Origin of the sequence: Denitraticella aggregata (assembly GCF_048158365.1) — a bacterium.
In the GTDB taxonomy this organism is placed as follows: domain Bacteria; phylum Pseudomonadota; class Gammaproteobacteria; order Burkholderiales; family Rhodocyclaceae; genus Azoarcus_F.
Window position 1 is genome coordinate 67,511 of record NZ_JBLLNL010000004.1, and the last position, 15,436, is coordinate 82,946.

The window sequence follows — 15,436 nt, forward strand, 5'->3', positions numbered from 1 at the left end:
ATCATGCAATTTAGTGAACTCTGGCTGCGGAGCGTGTGCGATCCGCAGATCGATTCCGACGAACTCGGTCATCGATTGACGATGGCCGGCCTGGAAGTCGAGGAATGCGAGGCGGTCGCGCCGCCGTTCGCCGGCATCGTGGTGGCCGAGATCCTGGCCACCGAACCCCACCCGAACGCCGACAAGCTCAAGGTCTGCCGGGTCGACGCGGGCCATGGTGAGCGGCTGCAGATCGTGTGCGGCGCACCGAACGCGGCCGTCGGCATGAAGGTGCCGCTCGCGAAGGTCGGCGCGCAATTGCCCGGGCTGGAGATCAAGGCGGCGAAGCTGCGCGGGGTGGAATCGTGCGGCATGCTGTGCTCTGCACGCGAGCTGGGTCTGTCCGACGACCACAGTGGCCTGCTATCGCTGCCAGCCGATTTCGCGCTCGGCGCCGACGTGCGCGAACTGCTCGCGCTGGACGATCGCAAGATCACGATCAAGCTGACCCCGAACCGCGCGGACTGTCTCAGCATTGTCGGCATCGCACGCGAACTGGCGGCGCTGACGGGCGCCCAGCTGACCCTGCCCGGGATCGACGCGGTCGCGCCGGAAATCGACGACCGCCGGGACATCGTGCTCGATGCGCCGGCGGCCTGTCCGCGTTACTGCGGCAGGATCGTGCGTGGCGTGAACGCGCGCGCGCCCAGCCCGGACTGGATGCGGCAGCGGCTGGAGCGGTGCGGCGTGCGCCCGATCAGCGCACTGGTCGATGTGACCAACTACGTGATGCTGGAACTCGGTCAGCCGCTGCATGTGTTCGACGACGGGAAGCTGTCCGGTGCGATCCATGTGCGTTTCCCGACTGCGGGCGAGTCGGTGTTGCTGCTCAACGAGCAGACCGTCGAGCCATCGACCGATACGCTGCTCATCGCGGACGAGGCGCGTGCGCTGGCGCTGGCCGGCATCATGGGCGGCGAGGAATCCGGCGTCACGCTGGACTCGACCGACGTGTTTCTGGAGAGCGCGTTCTTCTCGCCCGATGCGATCGCCGGCCGGGCGCGCCAGTATGGCTTTGGCTCGGATGCGTCGCACCGCTTCGAGCGCGGCGTCGACTTCGAACTCGCCACCCGCGCCATCGAACGCGCGACCCGCCTCATCCTCGACATCTGCGGCGGCAAGGCGGGGCCGGTCGTCGAGGCGCTGGATGCGGCTCATCTGCCGGCCCGTGAGCCGGTGCGGGTGCGCCCCGGGCGTGTCCGGCGGGTGCTCGGTGTCGCGTTGACCGATGCACACATGATCGAACTGCTCGAAAGCGTGCAACTCGAGGTGCGGCGCGACGGTGAGGACCTGGTGGTCGTGCCGCCTTCGTTCCGTTTCGATATCGTGATCGAGGAGGACCTGATCGAGGAGATCGTGCGCCTGCACGGATACGACGCGGTGCCCGCGCTGGTGCCGCGTGGCCGCCTGGAGATGCTCGAGCGGCCGGAGACTTCGCGTCCGATCCATGATGTGCGCAGATTGCTGGCCGATCGGGATTATCAGGAAGTCATCAACTACGCATTCGTCGACGAGGCGTGGGAGCGCGACCTGTGCGGGAACAGCCAGCCTATCCGCCTGGCCAATCCGATCGCGAGCCAGATGAGTGTGATGCGTTCGAGTCTGATTCCCGGCCTGGTCGCCAGCCTGGTCGCCAATCGCAAGCGCCAGCACGCGCGTGTGCGACTGTTCGAGACCGGGCGTTGCTTCGAGACCAAGGCAGACGGCGAACCGGTGGCCGGGTTCCGGCAGCCGGTGCGTCTGGCGGCGCTGGCGGCGGGCGGCGTGGTCGCCGAGCAGTGGGGGGCGCCCGCGCGTGCGGTCGATTTCTTCGACGTGAAGGGTGACCTGGAGGCGGCTTTCGCGCCGCTGGCACTCGGCTTCGAGGTGCTTGCCCATCCGGCATTGCACCCGGGGCGCAGCGCGTCGATCAGGCTGCGGGGTCGGCATGTCGGCGTGATCGGCCAGCTGCATCCGGTGTGGGTCGAGCGCTATGAGCTCGGGACGGCACCGGTCGTGTTCGAGGTCGATCTGGACGTGCTGGAGCAGCGCGAGATGCCGCAATACGCCGAGGTTTCGCGTTTTCCGATCGTCGCGCGCGACCTCGCGCTGATCGTCGATCAGGAGGTCAGCGCGACGCGGGTTCAACAGGTGCTGTCGGGCGGCGCGCCCGCCATCGTGCGGTCGATCGAGTTGTTCGATGTCTACGATGGTAAGGGCATCGAAACGGAGAAAAGGAGTCTTGCATTCAGGGTCTTGATGCAAGATACTCAACGAACGCTTGAAGATGCCGAGGTTGATGCAGCGGTCGCGGCGATTGTGAAAATGGCCGAAAGCACCCTTGGTGCCCGGCTACGTGGATAGTGTGAAATGAACGTGACCCTGACCAAGGCTGAGCTGGCCGATCTGTTGTTCGAGCGTGTCGGGCTCAACAAGCGTGAAGCCAAGGACATGGTGGAAGGCTTCTTCGAGGAGATCCGGCAGGCGTTGGAGCGGGGCGAGTGCGTAAAGCTGTCCGGATTCGGCAACTTCCAGCTCCGTGACAAACCCCAGCGCCCGGGTCGGAACCCGAAAACCGGTGAGGAGATCCCGATTTCCGCACGCAGGGTGGTGACTTTTCATGCCAGCCAGAAGCTGAAGGCCGCCGTGGAGCAATTGAGCGATGCAAGCAAGCAACCCTGACCCGGCACCGGAAAAGCTGCCGCCGATTCCGGCAAAGCGCTATTTCACCATCGGTGAGGTCAGCGAGCTGTGCGCGGTCAAACCGCACGTGCTGCGCTACTGGGAGCAGGAGTTCACGCAGCTCAAACCGGTCAAGCGGCGCGGAAATCGGCGCTACTACCAGCATCACGAGGTGTTGCTGATCCGGCGGATTCGCGATCTGCTGTACGAAGACGGTTTCACGATATCCGGCGCGCGCAACAAGCTGGGCGAGTCGCATATCCGCAAGCAGGAGGACGTGGAGGAATCCGCGCAACTGCGTGCATTGATCGCCGAGTTGCGCGCCGAGATCGAGAGCGTCCTCGCGCGCCTGAAGGCGTGAATCCCGCTGGTAAATGAAGGGAAGGCTGCTATAATGCGCGCCTGTGTCGGGGCGTAGCGCAGCCTGGTAGCGCACTTGCATGGGGTGCAAGGGGTCGCGAGTTCGAATCCCGCCGCCCCGACCAATGGCATCGAGCAATGAGTCAATCCCAAGGGATTGGCTTTTTTTTTGCGTGGTCGCGTGCGGCGACGTGCAAGGTCCGCACGCCCCCCGGCGCGCCCCAGCCGCTGTGCTAACATTCCGGATCCCGGCGGCTGCGCCCGCGATCAGTGAATGGACCCCTCATGCGCATTCTTCTCAGCAACGACGACGGTTATTTCGCCCCGGGGCTCGCGGCGCTCTACGAGGCGCTGCGGGATCTGGGGGATGTTACGGTGGTGGCGCCCGAGCGTGACCGCAGCGGCGCGAGCAATTCACTGACGCTCGATCGCCCGTTGTCGGTGCGAAAGGCGGCAAACGGGTTCCACTTCGTCAATGGCACCCCCACCGACTGCGTTCATCTGGCTGTCACGGGCATGTTCGATCATCTGCCCGACATGGTCGTTTCCGGCATCAATCACGGTGCGAACATGGGCGACGACACGATCTACTCGGGAACCGTGGCGGCGGCCACCGAGGGTTTTCTGCTCGGCGTTCCGTCGATCGCGGTGTCGCTGGTCAGCAAGGGTGCGTCCGATTTCGGTTCGGCCGCGCGCGTTGCGCGGGATCTGGTGAAGCGCTTCCAGCGCACGCCGTTTCTGCAGCCGGTTCTGCTCAACGTGAATATTCCGGACCGGTCCCATGGTGACCTGAAGGGGGTCAGGGTGACCCGCCTGGGCAAGCGACACAAGGCCGAACCGGTCGTCAAGGACACCACGCCGCGGGGTGACACCGTCTTCTGGATCGGGGCGGCCGGGCAGGCGGCCGATGCCGGCGAAGGGACGGATTTCGATGCGGTCGCGCGGGGATTCGTGTCGGTTACGCCATTGCAGATCGATCTCACCCATAATGGGCTGATCTCGGGTGTCACCGACTGGTTGGGCGACTGAGCGCATGCGGTCCCGGGAATCGGTGCAGGCGGCCGGTCGTGCGCTGGCCAGAATGGTCGAACGGCTGCGTCAGCAGGGCATTCGCGACGAGAAGGTGCTCGACGCGATGATGCGGGTGCCGCGCCAGTCCTTCGTCGACGAGGGGCTCGGCTTCAGCGCCTATGACGATACGCCGCTGCCGATCGGTTACCAGCAGACCATCTCGCAGCCGTTCGTGGTGGCGAGAATGCTGGAGATTCTGCGCGCCGGACGCGAACTCGGGCGCACGCTGGAGGTCGGTGCAGGATGTGGGTATCAGGCTGCGGTGCTGTCCTTTCTGGCCACCGAAGTCTATGCGGTCGAGCGGATTCGTCCATTGCTCGACCGGGCGAAGGAGAATCTGCGGCCGTTTCGCTTTGCGAACGTGCGGTTAAAATATGCCGACGGGAGCCTTGGACTGCCGGAGGCGGCACCGTTCGACACCATCGTCGTGGCCGCTGCGGCACGCGAGATCCCGGCGGCGCTCAAGGCGCAGCTGGCTGACGGCGGCCGCATGATGATTCCGGTCGGCATCGCCAGCCAGCAACTGGTGCTCGTGGAGCGCCAGGGTAACGTTTTCAGGGAAAGCCGGTTCGATGCGGTTCGCTTCGTGCCATTGCTCAGTGGAATGGAATGAAATATTCAGTCATGAAATCACGATGCAGCGTAGTCGCAACGATCGCCCTGGCTGGGGTTCTGCTCGCCGGTTGTGCCGCGCAGGCGCCGGCCCCGGTCCGACATACGACGCCCCCTCCGCAGTCCGCCGCGCCGGGCACCGTGCAGCGCATGCATGTCGTGCAGCCCGGCGATACGCTGCTGGGTATCGCCCGCCAGTATGGGCAGAATCTCGACGATCTGATCGTGTGGAACGGCCTGATGGATCCGAACCAGTTGCGGGTCGGTCAGGAGATCCGTGTTTCGCCGTCGGTCTTGCCGGGTGCCGGCACCGCGGTGGCGATCGCGCAGCCGGTTGAGATCCAGCCGATCGTGCCGTCGACCGGCATGCGCGACGCGCGGGTGGTCTACGATCCTCGCGGGGGTACCCAGCCCTACAGCGACCAGGCGTGGGCCGCGATAAGGCCCGACGCCGGTGTCGCTCCGTCTTCGGCGGTGCCGCCACCGGCGCAGGCCATTGCCGACTCGCGCTGGTTGTGGCCCGCGACCGGCCAGCTGATCGCCGGGTTCAACGAGGCGACCAACAAGGGCGTGGATATTGCGGGCAATCCCGGCGATCCGGTCATCGCGTCGGCCGCCGGGCAGGTCGTGTACTCGGGCAGCGGCTTGCGCGGCTACGGAAAACTGGTCATCATCAAACACGATGACGAGTACCTGACGGCATACGCACACAATCAGACGCTGCTGGTGAAGGAAGGCGACGCGATCAGCAAGGGCCAGCGCATCGCTGAACTGGGCAGTACCGACGCGGATCGTCCCAAACTGCATTTCGAGATTCGCAGGTTGGGCCGTCCGGTCGATCCGATGCAGTATCTGCCGCCACGCTGACGAGGAGACCGATGTACGATCCGGCCGAGCAGGACGATGACGCGAATCGTGAGCCGGATCTGCCGCCCGAGGTCGAGGTGCTCGGTCAGCCGACGACGCCGGCCTACGAAAGCGAGTTCCTGAACGACGTCACCCAGATCTATCTGAACGAGATCGGCGCCAATCCGCTGCTCACGGCCGATGAGGAGGGTCGCCTGACCCGGCTGGTCAAGCAGGGTGACTTCGACGCGCGCCAGACGATGATCGAACGCAACCTGCGTCTGGTCGTCAATATCGCCAAGCATTACCTGAATCGCGGCATTCCGCTGCTCGATCTGGTCGAGGAGGGCAATCTCGGCCTGATGCATGCGCTGGACAAGTTCGATCCGGAGCGCGGCTTTCGCTTCTCGACCTATGCGACCTGGTGGATTCGCCAGAACATCGAACGGGCGATCATGAACCAGTCGCGCACGATTCGACTTCCGGTTCATGTGGTCAAGGAGCTCAATCAGGTGTTGCGCACCCAGCGCAATCTCGAGGCGCTCGGAAACGGCGAGTTCTCGATCGACGAGATCGCGGAACGCCTCGGAAAATCGGTCGAGGATGTGCGCGCGTTGCTGGTGCTGAGCGAGCACACCGCATCGCTTGACGCGCCGCTGGACATCGACCCGACGCTGTCCATCGGCGAGTCGCTGGCCGACGACCATGTGGAGACGCCGGACTTCCAGATCCAGCACACCGAGGTCGAGACGCTGGTGCGCGAGTGGATCCTGAAGCTGAACGACAAGCAGCGCATGGTGATTCGTCACCGCTACGGCATCGACGAAAGCGAAGTGATGACGCTCGAGGAACTGGCCGCACAGCTCGGACTGACGCGGGAGCGTGTGCGCCAGATACAGCTGGAGGCGCTCGGGCAGTTGCGGCGGTCGATACGGCGCCGGGGCATTCCGCGCGACGTGCTGCTGTAGCGACCTGCCGGATCCGGCTCCGCCGTGTGACCGGCGTGCCGGGCGGAGTCAGCGCATGGCTTCCTGGAGACGTTCGTAACGCGAACGGATCGTTTCGGCCAGCTGGAAGACCGACATCGCATAGAAACTGCTGCGGTTGTACCGCGTGATCACGTAGAAGTTGCGGTATCCGAGCCAGTGTTCGGTCTGCGCGCCGGGTGTGGGCAGGTCGAACAGCGTTGCCGGTGCGGCATGCAACTGTCCGTTCAGTGCGGTGATGCCCTCGGACATGACCAGCAGGTGATCCAGCGAGGGTTCGATGCCGGCGGCGATCAGCGGGGCCGGATCGCGATCCGCGGGAATCGTGACCTGCACCGCGACCGGCTCGCCGCTTTGCCAGCCGTGCGCGGCGAGATAGTTCGCGACGCTGCCGATCGCGTCGATCGGATCGCGTTCGAAGTCGATCCGGCCGTCGCCGTCGAAATCCACCGCGTAGGTCCGGATGCTGCTCGGCAGGAATTGAGGATAGCCCAGTGCGCCGGCGAACGAGCCCCGATAGCTGAACGGATCGCGCTGCTGCTCGCGTGCGAGCAGGAACAGGTTCTCCAGTTCGCGCCTGAACAGGTCCGCACGGGGCGGGTAGTCGAATGCGAGCGTCGCCAGCGCCGAAACCGCCTGGAAACTGCCGGTGTAATTGCCGTAGTGCGTCTCCACGCCGATGATCGCGACGATGAACTCGGGCGGAACGCCGAAGCGGCGGCTCGCTGCCTCCAGCGTCTGCCGGTGCCGGCGCCAGAACGCAACGCCGGCATCCACCCGCGTATCGCCGAGAAAGCGGCCGCGGTAATCCTGCCAGGATCGGGTGCCGGGCCGGCTCGGTGGACGGATGAGCCGGATCACGCGCTCGTCGTGGCTCGCCCGCGCGAGCGCGTCGAGCACGTCGCGCTGGTCGAAGCCATGCTGGGCCTCCATGTCGATCGCGAACTGGCGCGCGGCCTCGTGGGTGACGAAGGACGCGAATACGGCTGGCGTGTGCAGTAGCGCGACCAGCGCGATGCAGAGCGTGCGAATGTTCGGGAAGGTCATTTCAGTGTCAGATTCCTGATGCGCTTGGTCAGTCGTCGGGTGGTCGCTGCCAGGTCGTCGTCAAACGCACCGTAGCGCAATCTGGCATAGATCTGGGCAATCTCGCGTATGGCGGGGGCGCTGCCCGGGTAATGGTCGCCGACACGTCTAGCGTAGTCGATCGGGCCCTCCCACGGCAATCGCTGCAGGCCCTTGCGTGCAAAACGTGCGCAGAACGCATGCCATGCCCGGTCCAGCGGATCGCGTCTGCGAACCTGCAGCACCGCCCATCCGAACAGCGCCGCCATCACCAGCGCCGCCCCGCCCCCCATCAGTGCGGTCAGCGTGCGCCAGTCGGGCGCCTCGAAGCCCAGTCCTTCGAGCAGCCGGCGCTGACGCTCGATGTTGTAGCCGATCACGCTCTGGTTCCAGGCATTGGACAACGCTTCCCACTGATGACGCATGTCGCGCAGCCAGCGCATGGCCGGGCGCATCATGAACGGTAACGGCTCGCCGCGCGGCAGCGCGGACGCGAGTCCGGTCTCGATGCGTGACGGCGCGGCCAGCGCGGTCGGATCGACCCGAACCCATCCGCGCTCCGCCAGCCACACCTCCGCCCACGCATGGGCGTCGGACTGGCGCACCACCATGCTGCGGTCGACCGGGTTGATCTCGCCGCCCTGATAGCCGGTGACGACGCGGGCCGGGACGTCGGCGGCGCGCATCAGGAAGACGAAGGCCGACGCGAAGTGTTCGCAGAAACCGCGTCCGGTGTCGAACAGGAACTCATCGACCGGTTGCGCCCCGAGCCGCGGCGGTCGCAGCGTGTAGACGAGTGCCATGTTCCGCAACGCGTCCAGCATGCGCTCCAGCGTGTCGGCGGGGCCGGTGCTGGACGCTGCGATCTCGCGGGCGAGGGCCCGCGCGCGTGGGTTGCCGCCCGCGGGCAGCCGCGTCGCCCCCGTCAGCACCGAGCGGTGTTCCGCCAGTCCGACCGGTGTTTCCGGGTACGCGCGCAGCTCGAAGCGGCTGCGGCTTCGCACGGGGGTGCCGCTGAGCACCTGGAAGTCGCTCGCGTGGAACGCGCCCTCCGGCCCCGCGTCGGCGAAATCCAGCGCCAGCAGCCAGCGCTGGTTGTGCGGCTCCAGCGTGAGGCGGTAGTCGTAGGCCGGTCCCTGTACCGTGTAGGTCGGCTGACGATGGACCAGGAAACGCCCCGCACGCCAGGTCCGACCGTCGAACTCGGTGAGTACCGGGCCACGCCAGTAGCGCAACGCGGGCGGCGGTGGCGCACCGCTGAAATCGGCGCGAAATGCGATCGCGTCCGACAGCCCCAGTTCGCTGATCGAACCCGGTTCCATCGTGTCCGAGAGCCCGGTGAGGCCGCTGTATGCGTCGGCCGGCAGACCCCACAACGGCCCGGGAATGCGCGGAAAGAGCAGAAACAGCACCAGCAGCAGCGGCACCGCCTGCACGAGCATCAGCCCGGCGGTGCGCAGGTTCGCCCGCAGCGGCGTGCCCCCGGTCTCCAGCGCCAGCAGCGCGACGGTCGCGAACAGCGTGCCGACCAGCGCCATCGCGGCCACCGGCAGGCTCTGATCGTAGAAGAACAGGCCGAGCTGCAGGAAGAAGCTCAACAGCACGGCCGCGCGGATGTCGCGGCTGGAGCCGACCTCGAGTTGCTTCAGGCACAACAGCACTGCGAGCAGTGCGATGCCCGGGTCCTTGCCGAAGAAATGCCCGAAATGGTGCCGGATGCCGATCGCGGTCACCACCGCGAGCATCAGCACCAGGGCCTTGCGAGTACGGGTGGACGGATCCACGTCGGGCCGGAACAGCGTCCAGCCTCGCCATGCGAGGATCAGCGCGCACACACCGATCAGCCACGGCGGCAGATGGCTGGCATGCGGCGCGAGTGTGACCGCGGCGGTGATCAGCAACCACAGCGACGGAATGAACAGGATGCGGTCGGGCTCAGGCCGGATGTTTTTCATGCGCTCCAAAAAGGGCGAGTTGGCGCAGGCAGTTGCGTACATGTGCGTCACCGACGCCGGCGGGCGTGATGGCATCCGGCAGGCGCAGCCCGAACGGACGACCTTGCGCATGGGCAGTCAGCGCCCATGCGGTGAGCCGGGACAGGCGCGCTTCGTTGCCCAGATCGTCGGGCAGTGCGTGCCAGTCGAGGGCGCATTCGCCGCCAGCCACGCCCGCGAAGCGCTTGGTGAGCATCGGGCCCTCGCGCGCGACCACCTTCCAGGCCACGTGCCTCGGGGAGTCGGACGGCTGATGCGCGCGCAGCCCCGCGAAGTCGTCGTCGCCGCGGTGCTGTGCCAGGCCGGCCGCGACTGGACTGGTCGACTCCGACTCCGGCAGCGGGGGCGGGTGCGGCTCAGGGGCAGGGTAGACCAGGCACGCGACGTCCGGTACGAACACGCTCCATGCGCGCAACAGACCCAGCGGGTAGGTCGTCTCCAGCCTGACCTTGCCGGGCAGTAACCAGCCGCGGCGGGTGGTCGGGTAGCGCAGCTCCACCTCGACATGGTCCTCGGCAGGCAGCGACAGGCTTCGACGGTCGGCGCGTCCGACCAGGCGCAGCGACGGCCGCGGAATGCGTCGGGCGTTGTGCACGACGAAGCTGAAGACGGCCGTATCGCCGGCATGCACCGCCTCCACGCGCCCGGTGTCGATCGACAGATGGAGCAGGTTGCGAAAGGCATGATGCATGCTGACGACGGCCATGCCGGCCAGCAGGAAGACCAGACCGTAGCCGAGGCTCAGGTTGTAGTTGATCGAAGCGATCAGCATCACCAGCAACGCCAGTGCGAAGGCGTAGCCCGCCCCGGTCGGAAGCAGGAAGATGCGTCGATGACCCAGCCTGATCGGCATCGGTTCCGGTCGCCCGAGCCGGAACAGCCAGCGGTCGAGCACATGCCGCAGCGGTCGAAGCAGCGCGTTCGCGGCCTGCATCAGCCGACCGGCACTGCTCGCAGGATCCGCTCGATCGCATCCGGCGGGGCGCTACGGCCGTCGCTGGCCAGATGCAGCCGGTGACCGGCGACATGCGGAAAGATGGCCTGGACGTCCTCCGGCAGCACGTGATCGCGCCCGTCGGTCAGCGCCCAAGCGCGGGCCGCCGCGATCAGCCCCAGCCCTGCCCGCGGACTCAGCCCGCCCGCCAGCTCCGCGTTGCTGCGGGTGTTGGCGAGCAGCGCCTGCACGTAATCGACGAGGCGATCGGCCACCGTGACCGCCGCAGCACCATCCTGCAAACGGGAAAGATCGTCGGGCGCGAGGACCGGCTGCTGGCGCTCCAGCACCGTGCGTCTGTCCTCGCCCATCAGTAGTGCGCGCTCCGCGGCGCGATCCGGGTAGCCCAGATTGATGCGCAGCAGGAAGCGGTCGAGCTGGCTCTCGGGCAACGGAAAGGTGCCGATCTGCGTGGCCGGATTCTGGGTCGCGATGACGAAGAACGGTGCCGGCAGCGCGAAGGTCTGACCGTCGGCGGTCACCTGGTGCTCCTCCATCGCTTCGAGCAGCGCGCTTTGCGTCTTGGGCGTGGCGCGATTGATCTCGTCGGCCAGGATCAGCTGCGCGAAGATCGGTCCGGGGTGGAAGCGGAACGCGCTGGTCTCACGGTCGAAGATCGACACGCCGACGATATCGGCCGGCAGCAGGTCGCTGGTGAACTGGATGCGCTGAAAGTCCAGTCCCATCAGCCGGGCAAGCACGTGGGCGAGGGTCGTCTTGCCGACGCCGGGCAGATCCTCGATCAGCAGATGACCGCGTGCGACCAGGCAGGTGAGGGCGAGTCGGAGCGCTTTCTCCTTGCCCAGGATGATGCGGTTGGCGGCGTCGAGCAGTCGTGTGGCGTGGATGGCGGGCATCGTCGGGGAGGCTGTAAAAAACGTATCAAAGCGGTGATAATAGTCGACAAACATATGACCATGCGCCGGATGCCCGCGGGCTGGGGTTTGCGGCGGTGGATCGGAACAGTTTGTTCGCTTGGAGAGAGGAGGGGTATGACGACCACTGCGTTCATCACGCATCGGGATTGCTGGCTTCACGACATGGGCGGCTTCCATCCCGAATGTCCCGACCGCCTGGCGGCCATCAACGACAGGCTTATCGCCGCAGGACTGGATCTGTACCTGTCCTTCTACGACGCGCCGCAGGCGACCGAAGCCCAGATTCTGCGAGCGCATGACCCGCTCTACTTCAAGGAGCTGCTCGACAACGTTCCGGAGCACGGCATCCGCCACCTCGATCCGGACACCGCGATGAATCCGAACACGCTGAATGCGGCGCTTCGATCCGCAGGTGCGGGCGTGCTGGCGACCGACCTGGTGCTCAGGGGCGAGATCGAGAACGCCTTCTGCGCGGTGCGTCCGCCGGGTCATCATGCCGAGCGCGGCAAGGCGATGGGATTCTGTTTCCTGAACAACGTCGCGATCGCCGCGCGTCACGCACTCGAGGAGCATGGACTGGAGCGGGTCGCGGTGGTGGACTTCGACGTGCATCACGGCAATGGCACCGAGGACGTCTTTCGTGACGATCCGCGCGTGATGATGGCCAGCATCTTCCAGCATCCCTTCTATCCATACAGCGGTGCCGACTGCAAGGCCAAGCACATGGTCAATGTGCCGGTGCCGGCCGGGATGCGGGGCGAGGCCTTCCGCCAGATCGTCACCGACGTGTGGATTCCGGCCCTGCGCAATCACAATCCACAGATGCTGTTCATCTCGGCGGGCTTCGATGCCCACTACGAGGACGACATGGGGTCTTGCGGCCTGGTCGAGTCGGATTACGTCTGGGCGACCGAACAACTCAAGGCACTCGTACAGGAGTGCGGCCACAAGCGCATCGTGTCCATCCTGGAAGGCGGCTACGCGCTGTCCGCGCTCGCACGCGCGGCGGTCTCGCACATCAAGTGCCTGGCCGATCTTTGAGCGATCCATCCGAGCGTCTGCGGGCCGCTCGGGGCGGCCCGCGCGAACCGGACGAGGCGCGACGGCACGATCACGCTTGAGGGCGCGTCGATCGGGTAGAATCGTGGTTTTAATCCTTCGGTTTCCATGTCCATGATCACCGGTTCCATTGTCGCCATCGTCACACCCATGGGTGAGGATGGTAGCCTCGACCTCCCGGGCCTGCGTTCGCTGATCGACTTCCATGTCGCCGAGGGCAGCGACGGCATCGTCATCGTCGGCACCACCGGCGAATCGCCGACCGTCGATGTAGACGAACATTGCGAACTGATCCGGGTCGCGGTCGAACATGCTGCCGGCCGCATCCCGGTCATCGCGGGCACGGGTGCCAATTCCACCAGCGAGGCGATCGAACTGGCTGCCTTCGCCGCCGAGGCCGGGGCGGTCGCGCATCTGTCGGTGGTGCCCTACTACAACCGTCCGACGCAGGAAGGCCTGTACCGGCACTTCCGCGCGATCGCCGAGGCGGTCGAGCTTCCGCTGGTGCTCTACAACGTGCCGGGCAGGACGGTGGCGGATCTGGCCAATGACACGACCCTGCGCCTGGCCGAGATTTCCAACATCATCGGCGTCAAGGATGCGACCGGCAGCATCGATCGTGCCTGCGACCTGATCGAACGGGCGCCCGAAGGCTTCGCGCTGTACACCGGGGACGACATGACCGCGCTCGCGTTCATCCTGCTCGGCGGGCACGGCACGATCTCGGTCACGGCCAACGTCGCACCGCGCGCGATGCACGACATGTGCGCCGCCGCACTCGCCGGCGATGTGGCGACCGCGCGCGGCATCAACGCGCGTCTGGTCGGGCTGCATCGCCACCTGTTCTGCGAGGCCAATCCGATCCCGGTGAAGTGGGCGGTCGCGCAGATGGGTCTGATGCAGTCGGGTATTCGCCTGCCGCTCACGCCGCTGTCGGAAGGCATGCATGCGCGCGTGCGTGAAGCCATGCACGCGGCCGGCATCAACATATGATCATTCAGGCTACGACAAGACTCATGAATTCCAGACTACGTACTTCGGTTTCACTGCTCGCACTCGCAATCGGTCTGGGCGGGTGTTCGTCCAGTTCGCTGCTGCAGGGCGACAAGATCGACTACAGGAGCGCGCGTCAGGTGGAGCCGCTCGAGATCCCGCCCGACCTGACCGGCCCGACCCGGGACGACCGCTTTGCGGTACCGGATGTGTCGCCGCGCGGTGTGGCGACCTTTTCCGCGTACGAGAGCGACCGTGCCACCAGACCGACGGTCGGTACGACCACCGAAGTTCTGGCTCCGGTCGATAACATGCGCATCGAGCGTGCCGGCACGCAGCGATGGTTGGTCGTTTCCGGCAATCCGGATGCCTTGTGGCCGGAGATCAAGGATTTCTGGCAGGAGCTGGGGTTCATCCTCAACATCGACCGACCCGAGATCGGAGTCATGGAAACCGACTGGGCGGAAGACCGTGCCCGCATTCCGCAGGACTGGCTCAGATCCATGCTCGGGCGCGTGATCGAGGGCATGTATTCGAGCGCGCAGCGCGACAAGTTCCGGACCCGTCTGGAGGAAGGCCGCGAGCCTGGTACCGTCGAGATCTTCGTCAGTCACCGTGGCGTGACCGAGGTCTTTGCCGGCTCCGAGCAGGAACAGACGGTCTGGCAAGCCCGCCCTGCCGATCCGGAACTCGAGGCCGAAATGCTGCGGCGCCTGATGCTGTGGCTGGGCGCGGAGGAGCAGCGCGCCGCCACGGTGCTTGCGACCGCCGATGAGCCGCACCGTGCCAGCCTGGAGGTCGGTGACGGTCGCAACCGGCTCATGCTCGATGAATCCTTCGATCGTGCGTGGCGCAGGGTCGGTCTGGCGCTCGATCGCATCGGCTTCACGGTCGAGGATCGGGACCGTTCGCAGGGGCTGTTCTATGTGCGTTACATCGATCCGGATGCCGACGCGCAGAGTCAGCGCTCGGAAGGCATGTTGTCCCGTCTCGCGTTCTGGCGTGGATCCGACACGGGAGCCGCGAGCGGCGGATCGGAGTATCGCATCCGTGTCGTGTCCAGTGCCGGTGGGTCCCAGGTGTCGGTGTTGAGCCGTGAGGGCGGTGAGGATACGTCAACCACAGCGAGGCGCATGCTGGAACTGCTGCACGAGCAGTTGCGCTGAGCCGGCATCAGCGTCGGTCGCCACAGAAAAAGCCAGCGCATGCGCTGGCTTTTTCGTGTGAGCGGAAGGTCGCGATTACTTCAGACCGAGAACCCACTGAGCGAGCTGATTGGCCTCTTCCGCGGTGACTTGCGGGTTGGGCGGCATCGGGACCGGACCATACACGCCTGCGCCACCCTTCTGGATCTTCTCGGTCAGCATCGCGAGCGCACCTTCCTCGCCGGCGCGTTTCTGCGCCACTTCCTGATAGGACGGTCCGACCAGCTTGCGTTCGATCGCGTGGCAGGCCATGCAGTTCTTCGCCTTGGCGAGATTCTCGGCCTCGACCGCGCTGAGTGGCGCGACTGCGCCCACACCGGCGGCAGTCGCGGCGGCCGCGACGGCAGACGCGACTGCCGCCTGAGCCTGTTCGCCGGCTTCGACGACGGCGTCCTTCGCCGCTTCGAGTTGTTCAGTCGCGCTCGCGGCGGCTTCCTTGGTCGCTTCGACGGCTGCATCGGCTGCTTCGGCGATGGCCGCGACCGCTTCCTCGGCCTTCTCTTCGGCCTGTTCGATCACGGGCTGTGGTGCAGGTGCGGCCGGTTGTGCGACAGGTGCGGGCGCCGGTGCGGGTGCCGGTGCCGGTTCTTCTTTCTTGCCACAGGCACCGAGTGCGATGGTGAGCAGTGCGGCAAGCAGCAGGGCAGGTTTTTTCATCTTGACGTCCTTTTCT

Annotated in this window: 15 protein-coding genes and 1 tRNA gene; 11 read left to right on the top strand and 5 right to left on the bottom strand. The window is 66.0% G+C overall.

The window, feature by feature from the left end; genetic code table 11:
• Positions 1 to 3: 3 nt before the first annotated feature.
• The 8 genes from pheT (at position 4) to rpoS (ending at position 6,557) form a co-directional block, all read left to right on the top strand.
• Positions 4 to 2,382, top strand: a complete 2,379-nt coding sequence (gene pheT / locus ACKVEX_RS06800; RefSeq protein ID WP_473214953.1) for a phenylalanine--tRNA ligase subunit beta — start codon at positions 4 to 6, stop codon at positions 2,380 to 2,382.
• A gap of 6 nt (positions 2,383 to 2,388) precedes the next feature.
• The gene (locus ACKVEX_RS06805; RefSeq protein WP_473214954.1) at positions 2,389 to 2,700 is read left to right on the top strand and encodes an integration host factor subunit alpha; all 312 of its coding nucleotides are present in this window, start codon (positions 2,389 to 2,391) and stop codon (positions 2,698 to 2,700) included.
• Positions 2,681 to 3,061, top strand: a complete 381-nt coding sequence (locus tag ACKVEX_RS06810) for a MerR family transcriptional regulator (RefSeq protein ID WP_473214955.1) — start codon at positions 2,681 to 2,683, stop codon at positions 3,059 to 3,061. The genes ACKVEX_RS06805 and ACKVEX_RS06810 overlap by 20 nt, the downstream gene beginning before the upstream one ends.
• A 47-nt stretch (positions 3,062 to 3,108) precedes the next feature.
• Positions 3,109 to 3,185: transfer RNA gene (locus tag ACKVEX_RS06815), tRNA-Pro, on the top strand.
• Positions 3,186 to 3,345: 160 nt separating this feature from the next.
• A complete protein-coding gene (gene surE / locus ACKVEX_RS06820; protein WP_473214956.1) occupies positions 3,346 to 4,089 on the top strand; it encodes a 5'/3'-nucleotidase SurE in 744 nt (247 codons plus the stop codon).
• A gap of 4 nt (positions 4,090 to 4,093) precedes the next feature.
• Positions 4,094 to 4,744, top strand: a complete 651-nt coding sequence (locus tag ACKVEX_RS06825) for a protein-L-isoaspartate(D-aspartate) O-methyltransferase (RefSeq protein WP_473214957.1) — start codon at positions 4,094 to 4,096, stop codon at positions 4,742 to 4,744.
• An 11-nt stretch (positions 4,745 to 4,755) separates the two neighbouring features.
• On the top strand, positions 4,756 to 5,610 hold the full coding sequence (locus ACKVEX_RS06830) for a peptidoglycan DD-metalloendopeptidase family protein (protein ID WP_473214958.1): 855 nt from the start codon (positions 4,756 to 4,758) through the stop codon (positions 5,608 to 5,610).
• A gap of 11 nt (positions 5,611 to 5,621) precedes the next feature.
• Complete coding sequence (gene rpoS, locus ACKVEX_RS06835; protein WP_473214959.1) at positions 5,622 to 6,557, top strand: RNA polymerase sigma factor RpoS; 936 nt, start codon at positions 5,622 to 5,624, stop codon at positions 6,555 to 6,557.
• A gap of 48 nt (positions 6,558 to 6,605) precedes the next feature.
• On the opposite strand, the gene mltB is transcribed toward rpoS, so the two are convergent.
• Genes mltB through ACKVEX_RS06855 form a run of 4 tightly spaced genes read right to left on the bottom strand, consistent with a single transcriptional unit; the run spans position 6,606 to position 11,485 of the window.
• Positions 6,606 to 7,622 (bottom strand): lytic murein transglycosylase B, encoded by a 1,017-nt coding sequence (mltB, locus tag ACKVEX_RS06840; RefSeq protein ID WP_473214960.1) that lies wholly within the window; start codon positions 7,620 to 7,622, stop codon positions 6,606 to 6,608.
• On the bottom strand, positions 7,619 to 9,595 hold the full coding sequence (locus ACKVEX_RS06845; RefSeq protein ID WP_473214961.1) for a transglutaminase TgpA family protein: 1,977 nt from the start codon (positions 9,593 to 9,595) through the stop codon (positions 7,619 to 7,621). The genes mltB and ACKVEX_RS06845 overlap by 4 nt, the downstream gene beginning before the upstream one ends.
• Entirely contained in the window at positions 9,576 to 10,568 is a 993-nt protein-coding gene (locus tag ACKVEX_RS06850; RefSeq protein ID WP_473214962.1) for a DUF58 domain-containing protein, read from the bottom strand. Before ACKVEX_RS06850 ends, ACKVEX_RS06845 begins: the two co-directional genes overlap by 20 nt.
• Entirely contained in the window at positions 10,568 to 11,485 is a 918-nt protein-coding gene (locus tag ACKVEX_RS06855; RefSeq protein WP_473214963.1) for an AAA family ATPase, read from the bottom strand. Before ACKVEX_RS06855 ends, ACKVEX_RS06850 begins: the two co-directional genes overlap by 1 nt.
• A gap of 135 nt (positions 11,486 to 11,620) precedes the next feature.
• Here ACKVEX_RS06855 and ACKVEX_RS06860 point away from each other — a divergent pair, with 135 nt between their 5' ends.
• The 3 genes from ACKVEX_RS06860 (at position 11,621) to bamC (ending at position 14,724) form a co-directional block, all read left to right on the top strand.
• Positions 11,621 to 12,547 carry a histone deacetylase family protein gene (locus tag ACKVEX_RS06860; protein ID WP_473214964.1) on the top strand — a complete coding sequence of 309 codons (927 nt, stop codon included), beginning with the start codon at positions 11,621 to 11,623 and terminating at the stop codon, positions 12,545 to 12,547.
• A 132-nt stretch (positions 12,548 to 12,679) separates the two neighbouring features.
• Positions 12,680 to 13,558 (top strand): 4-hydroxy-tetrahydrodipicolinate synthase, encoded by an 879-nt coding sequence (dapA, locus tag ACKVEX_RS06865; RefSeq protein ID WP_473215115.1) that lies wholly within the window; start codon positions 12,680 to 12,682, stop codon positions 13,556 to 13,558.
• Between the two features lie 23 nt (positions 13,559 to 13,581).
• Positions 13,582 to 14,724 carry an outer membrane protein assembly factor BamC gene (gene bamC, locus ACKVEX_RS06870; protein WP_473214965.1) on the top strand — a complete coding sequence of 381 codons (1,143 nt, stop codon included), beginning with the start codon at positions 13,582 to 13,584 and terminating at the stop codon, positions 14,722 to 14,724.
• Between the two features lie 75 nt (positions 14,725 to 14,799).
• On the opposite strand, the gene ACKVEX_RS06875 is transcribed toward bamC, so the two are convergent.
• Entirely contained in the window at positions 14,800 to 15,420 is a 621-nt protein-coding gene (locus ACKVEX_RS06875; protein ID WP_473214966.1) for a c-type cytochrome, read from the bottom strand.
• Positions 15,421 to 15,436: the final 16 nt, after the last annotated feature.

Excerpts from the sequence above, each read along its gene's own strand:
- ACKVEX_RS06805 (WP_473214954.1), top strand. The coding sequence starts at position 2,389 with ATGAACGTGACCCTGACCAAGGCTGAGCTGGCCGATCTGTTGTTCGAG.
- rpoS (WP_473214959.1), top strand. The coding sequence starts at position 5,622 with ATGTACGATCCGGCCGAGCAGGACGATGACGCGAATCGTGAGCCGGAT.
- ACKVEX_RS06825 (WP_473214957.1), top strand. The coding sequence starts at position 4,094 with ATGCGGTCCCGGGAATCGGTGCAGGCGGCCGGTCGTGCGCTGGCCAGA.
- ACKVEX_RS06845 (WP_473214961.1), bottom strand. The coding sequence starts at position 9,595 with ATGAAAAACATCCGGCCTGAGCCCGACCGCATCCTGTTCATTCCGTCG.
- dapA (WP_473215115.1), top strand. The coding sequence starts at position 12,680 with ATGATCACCGGTTCCATTGTCGCCATCGTCACACCCATGGGTGAGGAT.
- surE (WP_473214956.1), top strand. The coding sequence starts at position 3,346 with ATGCGCATTCTTCTCAGCAACGACGACGGTTATTTCGCCCCGGGGCTC.
- ACKVEX_RS06830 (WP_473214958.1), top strand. The coding sequence starts at position 4,756 with ATGAAATCACGATGCAGCGTAGTCGCAACGATCGCCCTGGCTGGGGTT.
- ACKVEX_RS06860 (WP_473214964.1), top strand. The coding sequence starts at position 11,621 with ATGACGACCACTGCGTTCATCACGCATCGGGATTGCTGGCTTCACGAC.
- ACKVEX_RS06875 (WP_473214966.1), bottom strand. The coding sequence starts at position 15,420 with ATGAAAAAACCTGCCCTGCTGCTTGCCGCACTGCTCACCATCGCACTC.
- bamC (WP_473214965.1), top strand. The coding sequence starts at position 13,582 with ATGAATTCCAGACTACGTACTTCGGTTTCACTGCTCGCACTCGCAATC.
- ACKVEX_RS06810 (WP_473214955.1), top strand. The coding sequence starts at position 2,681 with ATGCAAGCAAGCAACCCTGACCCGGCACCGGAAAAGCTGCCGCCGATT.
- pheT (WP_473214953.1), top strand. The coding sequence starts at position 4 with ATGCAATTTAGTGAACTCTGGCTGCGGAGCGTGTGCGATCCGCAGATC.
- mltB (WP_473214960.1), bottom strand. The coding sequence starts at position 7,622 with ATGACCTTCCCGAACATTCGCACGCTCTGCATCGCGCTGGTCGCGCTA.
- ACKVEX_RS06850 (WP_473214962.1), bottom strand. The coding sequence starts at position 10,568 with ATGCAGGCCGCGAACGCGCTGCTTCGACCGCTGCGGCATGTGCTCGAC.
- ACKVEX_RS06855 (WP_473214963.1), bottom strand. The coding sequence starts at position 11,485 with ATGCCCGCCATCCACGCCACACGACTGCTCGACGCCGCCAACCGCATC.